Origin of the sequence: Streptomyces sp. NPDC047515 (assembly GCF_040643055.1) — a bacterium.
GTDB lineage: Bacteria > Actinomycetota > Actinomycetes > Streptomycetales > Streptomycetaceae > Streptomyces.
Map to the genome: position 1 here is coordinate 1 of NZ_JBEYTM010000131.1, position 5330 is coordinate 5330.

General features: G+C 67.5%; 4 protein-coding genes and 1 pseudogene. All 5 read right to left on the reverse strand.

Annotation, left to right across the window (positions count from 1 at the left end):
• Positions 1-811 precede the first annotated feature (811 nt).
• Positions 812-976, reverse strand: coding sequence for a hypothetical protein (locus tag ABZ826_RS38780; protein ID WP_361459225.1), 165 nt, complete (start codon positions 974-976; stop codon positions 812-814).
• 108 nt (positions 977-1084) lie between these two features.
• Positions 1085-2167, reverse strand: a complete 1083-nt coding sequence (locus ABZ826_RS38785; protein WP_361459227.1) for a mannonate dehydratase — start codon at positions 2165-2167, stop codon at positions 1085-1087.
• Positions 2164-3014: pseudogene (locus ABZ826_RS38790) on the reverse strand (fumarylacetoacetate hydrolase family protein). Before ABZ826_RS38790 ends, ABZ826_RS38785 begins: the two are co-directional and overlap by 4 nt.
• Positions 3015-3041: 27 nt before the next feature.
• Entirely contained in the window at positions 3042-3776 is a 735-nt protein-coding gene (locus ABZ826_RS38795) for an SDR family oxidoreductase (RefSeq protein ID WP_361459229.1), read from the reverse strand.
• 125 nt (positions 3777-3901) lie between these two features.
• Complete coding sequence (locus ABZ826_RS38800; protein ID WP_361459231.1) at positions 3902-4642, reverse strand: GntR family transcriptional regulator; 741 nt, start codon at positions 4640-4642, stop codon at positions 3902-3904.
• Between the last annotated feature and the right edge of the window lie 688 nt (positions 4643-5330).

Here is a 5330-nt window from a genome sequence, read left to right on the forward strand (position 1 = left end):
CCACCCCCACCGACAACGACTGACCAACCAAGACCGCAAAACGGCCCACAATTCAACCGTTGGAACTGGTCCCGTTTTCAGCCGTTGCCGACAGAGCGGGAGTTCCGCTTCGTTCAGTCCGTCGGGGTCGTACAGGACCGTGTGCGTGCTGGTGTGCATGGCGGGCCTCGCTGCTGGGGCGTCTTCGCGTCTCGATCACGGTGTGCTGGTCGTCGTAGAGGTAGAACGCCTCCAGCGGCCACACGGTGCGCGGGCCGACAGGTTCCCCCACGTCCCCTTGTCGTCCGGGCGCCGGGCACGGATCGACACCAGCCCTTAGGTACTTCCCGCCGGGCGGGAGGCCATCACCAGATCTTTACCGGAGCGCCCGCCAGGCAGGTCGTCCCGCCGGCCCGAGACGGTAACCCGCCGCCCCGTACACCCTCCCGCCCATGAGTCACGAACCCCTCCACGGAGACCCCTGCCCACTGTGCCGCACGCCGCTCCGGCTGAAGTAGGCCGTACCCGCTCCTCAGTCCAGCTGTCCACCCGGCCCGCATATAGATCACGGCGTGCCGCTGCGCAAATTGCGAGGCGGTCCGGTTCGAACGGTTCAAGGAGGTGACCAAGGACCGCTACGGCATCATGTGAGACAGCGGCATGCGAATGCTGCAGGACGGCGTTCTGACGGAGCGCTGGGACGTGATCGAAGAGGAAGTCTCCCGGGAGCAGTCCGTGAGCGGCCTGCCGATGTACGGCGACACCTTCCCCTGAGGAACGCTGAAGCCGGTACGTGGGTTCGGCTCCGCCGAATCGCGCGCTGTACGCGGCGTCAGGCGCCGCCACCGGGTCCCTGTCTCCCCTCGCCGGGCAGGTCGATCGACGACGGGCAGACCAGCACGCGAAGCTCCTGGTGGCTGCGGGCGATCTTGGTCGAGGGCCCGTCCACCAGGAGCTTCGTCGTTCCGCAGATCCTTCCGACACGCGGCTCTTCCATCCCGACCAGCGCCGCCGCAAGAGGCGATCGTCCGATCCGCGCGACAGGGCAGGGACTCCGGCGACCGTCTTGGCCGACTGTCCGGTGTCCTTGCCCTGCAGCAGTCGATCAGACCTCCGCCGATGAGCGACTCCGCATCGGCTCCCTGCTTCGGGCCTCCGGGTCGTCGAGCCCCAGACCGTTGAGAACGCCCTGCAGGTAGCCGATCGCGTGCGCCCGGCCTCGGCTGCAGTATGCCTCAGAAGAGGTGTCCCCCCAGGTGTCCAGGTCGCCGATCATGGCCGGGACATGGTCGTCGATGAGGAATCCGTCGAATCCAGAGTCTTCCAGGCGACGGATCACTCGCGCCGGGTTGAAGTTGCCCTCGCCCAGGAAGCACTCGCGGAAGCGCGGCACGGTCCCGCTGACGTCCCGGAAGTGGACGTAGAAGATGGCGGGTCCGAGCAGGTCGATGACCTCGTTGACGCTTTCCTCGCCGGCCATCTCCGACACGGTCCCCAGGCAGAGATTCAGGCCCCAGGACGCGCTGCCCCTCGCCTGCCGGCGGGCCTGCGCGATGGCGGACGGCGAGGTGAAGATGCGGGCGATGCTGCCCAGTGGTTCCTGTGTCGGCGGATCGTCGGGATGCAGCGCCAACCGCACGCCGACCTCCTGCGCCACCGGCAGTACCGCGTCAAGAAAGTACTGGTGGTTCGCCCACATCTGATCGGCCGTGATCGGCTCGTCCACCGGCTGGTCCGGCGTAAGCCGGTAGCCGGCGAGCGCGTTGCCACGGGGGACATCCGCCAAGTCGAACGCACTGACCTTGGCGCCGCCGCGCCCCGGCGCCGACATGTCCGTACGCCATACGTAGGTGGCCAGGAAGTTGTAGCCGAGCAGGTCGATCCCCACCGCGGCGAGGTTGCGGATCGTCTTCTGGTAGTTCTCGATCTGTTCGTCGCGGCCCGGCAGCCCTCGCTGGATCTTCCAGAAGTGAGCGAGGGGGACATTCTCAAGGCCGTCGATCGCGAGGCCGTCGGCGTCGCAGCGCTCACGCAGCGCCCGCAGTTCCGAAAGGCTCCAGAAGCCGTCCTCGCCCGGCAGCAGATCCGGTGTATGAAGCTGTACCCCCTTGAGCCCGAGTTGGTGCGCGTATGTCGCGACCCGTGCGTCGTAGGTGTCGATGTGGCCGAGGGAGAGTCGTATGGTCATGCCTGACCGACCCGCTGACGCTGGCGGCCCAGACCGTCGATCTCCAGCTCCATGGTGTCGCCTTCCTTAAGGTAGGGAAATCGCCCCGACAACGCGACGCCTTCGGGCGTGCCGGTGTTGATGACATCGCCCGGTTCCAGGACCGTGAACTGGCTGAGCTCGTAGATCAGCATGGCGACGCCGAAGACCATGTCCTTGGTGCTGGACGCTTGGCGGGCTTCGCCGTTGACCCAGGACCGCAGCCCCAGCGCTTGCGGGGACGCAAGCTCATCCGGGGTGACGAGCCAGGGCCCCAGCGGATTGAACGTCTCGCAGCTTTTTCCCTTGGACCACTGCCCCCCACTGGTCTCCAGTTGCAAAGCCCGCTCGGACACATCGTTGGAGATCGCGTAGCCGGCCACATGCGCCAGCGCATCCGCAGGAGAGTCGAGATAGCGGGCCCGGCGCCCCATCACGACCGCGAGCTCGACCTCCCAGTCCGTCTTGCCCGACCCGCGGGGAAGCAGGACCTCGTCGTCGGGGCCCACAACGCAGTGCGGGGACTTGTAGAAGACCACCGGCCGTGTCGGCGCTGCGGCACCCGATTCCGCGGCGTGCGCCGCGTAGTTCATTCCGATGCACAGCACCACGCCCGGCCGGCCATCGGTGATCCGACACGCCGCCCGGTGACATCGATATCGGGCAGAGCGCCTGCCGCAATCGCGTGGCGCAACCGGTCCAGGCCGTCACTGGCGAGGAAGCGGCCGTCGATGTCATCGGTGAGCCCGGACAGGTCGAGGTGGCGGCCGTCCGAGAGCAGGGCAACGGGCCGTTCGGCCCCGAACGGGCCGATACGCATGAGCTTCATGATGATCCGTTCAGTGAGTAGGGCGGGTCAGCCGGCGAGCAGACCGCCGTCGATGACCAGCTCTGTGCCGGTGACGAACGCCGCTGCGTCCGAGGCGAGATAGAGCGCCGCCGCCGCGACTTCCGCTGGGGTGCCAAGGCGCCCCATGGGCTGTCGGGCGACGAGCTGGGCGCGGGCCTGCGAGGGGTCGTCGGCCTCTGCGAGCAGCCGCCCCACCCAGGGCGAGTCGACCGTGCCGGGGCAGATGCAGTTGCAGCGCACTCCAGTGCCCGCGTACTGGACGGCGACCTGGCGGCTGAAGGCAATCACCGCACCCTTGCTGGCGCAATAGGCCGCCCGGTCCTTCAGTCCGACGAGTCCGGCCGCGGAGGCGGTGTTGATGACCGCTCCGTCCTGCTGGGCGAGCATGTGCGGCAGGGCGAACTTGGTGCCGAGGAAGACGCCTCGGCTGTTGACCGCGAACGTGCGGTCCCACTCCTCAATGCTGCAGGCCAGGGTGTCGGTACTGGAGGACGCGCCCGCGCTGTTGCACAGCACGTGCAGCGCGCCTGTCTCGGACACCGTGCGGGAGACCGCCGCTGCGAAAGAGTCGGGATCGGTGACATCGACGGTGACGGGAACACTGCCCTCGGGTACGCCGGCGGGGTTGAGGTCTGCCGCGTAGACCGTCGCCTCCTCTTCAAGGAACTGCCGCGCCATCTCGCGGCCGATGCCGGATCCGGCGCCTGTGACGAGAACCGTCCGTCCGGCGAATCTGCTCACGTGGTGTCGTCCTTTTCTAGCCGAGCCCGCACACCCGAGGAGCCGACAGCGACTCCTGGGCGAAAGGGCTGGTCATGGCGTAAGGCAATGCCCGGCCGATCGAGCGTCGGCCGGCTTCCTCGCGGTCATTCAGTGAAGTAGTCCGGGTACCGGACGCGAAGCGCCGGTCCTCGTTCGAGCGCGCGCCTGGCGTGTCGGCTGATGAGATCGCGACCGCCCGCAGCGTCGCCGTTCTCCAGTGCATCGACGATCAGGCGGTGTTCGCCGATCAACTCGTGCATCGTGGCAGCGTCGGGCTGGGCAAGGCGGCGCAGCCGGTCGAGTTGCAGTTTCATCCGCTGCACGGCCTGCCAGGCTCCCGGGTAACCGCTGAGCGCGAAGATCGCGCTGTGCAGTGCCTCGTCGGCCTGGAAGAACGCATCGTAGTCCTCCGTACGGTGGCTGCGCTCCTGCTGTTCGAGCAGGTCACGCAGGAACGCGACATCCAACTCGGGCTTGCGGCAAGCCGCTTCGAAGGCCGAGACCTCAAGGCTTTCGCGAACGAATCGCGCCTCCTCCACGTCCCGCAGGCGGATCAGCCCGACCCGAGTGCCCACCTGCGGCACGACGTGGACAAGCCCCGCATCCGCCAGCCGGGCGATCGCTTCGCGTACTGGCGTGCGGCTGACGTGCAGTTGCTCGGCGATGTCCGTCTCGGACAGGGAGGCCCCAGGAGCGAGCCGTAGTTCACGGATTGCGGAGACCAACTCGCCGTAGACGCGATCCGAGGTGCGTGTCCGCGTGCGGTCCCTGGTAATTGGTGACAGGGCCCCGACGTCGCCGGACCGTGTCTTGTGCTGAATGCGCGCTGGCCGAGGAGGATTCACGTCAGGATCGTTGCATGCCGGATACTTGTATGCAAGTATCCGGCCGCAGTCCCTGCCAGGTTGGCCGCTGGCGGACGCACCCTGACCTTCCACCTACCTCGGCGCTGGCCCTGGCAGGACGCCTTCGAAGCACTGTGGACAGCCGTTGGCTGCCGCCTGCGAACCTGACCCCGGCCACCCCGCCCGCCCACGACCAAGGACCTCGGAGACCCCGCCACCGGGACGGCCACCCGGCGATCAACCACACCCACCAGCCCAAACCCGCGCCGGAATCACCCGGAAGGGCGCGCCGGAATCGGCCCGGTGGATCCAGGCGTACGTCCAGCAGTCCGAAACGTCGGACGAGAAGGAGGTTCGATGTAATTCGGGCGACAAGTTCAGGGCAGCCAGCCGGTGCAAGTCCGGTCCGAGGAGACGCCAGAGTCCTTGGTAGCGGGGCTCCCGGCATCGGTCGAGAGGCCGGTGTCGAAGTGGAGCGACAACCACCCCTTGGGGGTGCGCAACCGGCCGGTCCGCAACATCAAGTGAAGCCTGCAGCGCCGTCAGCACCGACCCGCGTGAGCGGGGCCAAGGAGGAGCCGAGCCCGTGCCTTAGCCTTGATCCGCCGAGGTGGTTCGAGAGTGATCTTCTGATCGGTTTCTGCGGCTGCTTTGGGCTGGTAGCTGGGTGTGGGCAGGTTGTTTCTGC